At 57.0% G+C, this 1631-nt stretch carries 1 rRNA gene; it reads left to right on the top strand.

Going from position 1 to position 1631, the window contains the following annotated elements:
• Positions 1–1121: 1121 nt before the first annotated feature.
• Positions 1122–1631, top strand: a 16S ribosomal RNA gene (locus AB0E78_RS41830); the annotation flags it as partial.

The raw sequence follows: 1631 nt of genomic DNA, 5'->3' as shown, positions 1-1631 counted from the left end.
GCGACCTAGGAGAGGTCGGGGCCCCCTTTAGGGCGGCGTGGGCCTGCCTATATGCCTACCCTACTACTCCTGCTGCGCTGGCTGCGTTTTAGGTGGGCGGGGTGGTTATAGTGCTAGGCTGATGCTTTGTTACGTGCGGCTTCTGGTCAAGCCTGGCGGCCACCTGCTCCCTCTAGCGCCCCCCGTAGATGGGCATAGCGATAGCAGCGTACGCCAGGGCCTTCGGCCAGGGCCTCCCTATAGCGCTTCTAGCCTCTAAAGCCTCCTGGTGGCGCCTGTGTCGGGGTGCAGGGTAAGGCCTACCCTGAACCTACCCTGTACCATCTGGGGGCGGCGGCAAGGGCAAAAGAAATACGTGGGCTGGCTGCTGGCAGGCCTGGGGGCGCGCTGGTGCCGAGAAACCCGGCGCCGAGAGGGGGGGGTGGTGCGTTGTTGGAAATGTATGTTCGTGAGTCGATTTTTTGGATTTGCCATACAAATGAATTTTGCGGGAAATCAAAAGTGGCCAACGAGTGCCGGGTGGCGGGGGCGCCCCACCAGAGAGCTCGGAGGGTATGTGAGAGCGGGTGGCCAGTCGAGCAATCGGCCGGCCACAACACAACCGCAATCAAACAACTGTACCATATCTTGAAGACTTTCATTGCGTGGTCCCTTGAACAGGCTTGCAGGCTCCGGTCTCGCTAGCGAGGGATTCATAGTGTTGGTCGGCCCCCACGAAACCGGTCGCTCAGGCTTCACGGCGTACTGGGGATGCCCTGAAGGCGACGAATGCCCCGGCAATCGCCGCTGTAGGGATGGGTTCTGTGGATTACTGGCCTCTGGCGAGTTCTACCATCGAGCAACGGAAGGCAACCACGCCCGCCGGACGCCGCAATGGCTGAAGTCGGGCGCTGAGTCCTTCTCCTGGCGTGCCCCAGGCCACACGCCGCCCGTTCGGGCTCAGTGTGGTCGACGGCTTCGCTGGGGAACACATGAGTGGGAAAGCGGATTGCCGGCTCGCACGGCGCCCACGGCTCCTGCCGCAGGTGCTTTGCCCGGCGCGTCTCCGGACGCCACCCAGTGAACTTGACATCTCTCCGGCGCTGCTCGCAGCACCGGTTGCCGTTTTTCCGCGGCGGACGATAGTTATCTGGTTGATTCTGCCAGTAGTCATATGCTTGTCTCAAAGATTAAGCCATGCATGTCTAAGTATAAGCAATTATACAGCGAAACTGCGAATGGCTCATTATATAAGTTATCGTTTATTTGATAGTACCTTACTACTTGGATAACCGTGGTAATTCTAGAGCTAATACATGCTAAAAATCCCGACTTCGGAAGGGATGTATTTATTAGATTAAAAACCTATGCCCTCTGGGCTCTTTGGTGTTTCATGATTACTTCTCGAATCGCACGGCCTTGCGCCGGCGATGGTTCATTCAAATTTCTTCCCTATCAACTTTCGATGTTTGGGTATTGGCCAAACATGGTTGCAACGGGTAACGGAGGGTTAGGGCTCGACCCCGGAGAAGGAGCCTGAGAAACGGCTACTACATCCAAGGAAGGCAGCAGGCGCGCAAATTACCCAATCCCGACACGGGGAGGTAGTGACAATAAATACTGATACAGGGCTCTTTTGGGTCTTGTAATTG

Source organism: Streptomyces sp. NPDC032198, from assembly GCF_040636975.1.
GTDB lineage: Bacteria > Actinomycetota > Actinomycetes > Streptomycetales > Streptomycetaceae > Streptomyces.
This window is presented reverse-complemented; position numbering and strand designations above follow the sequence as displayed.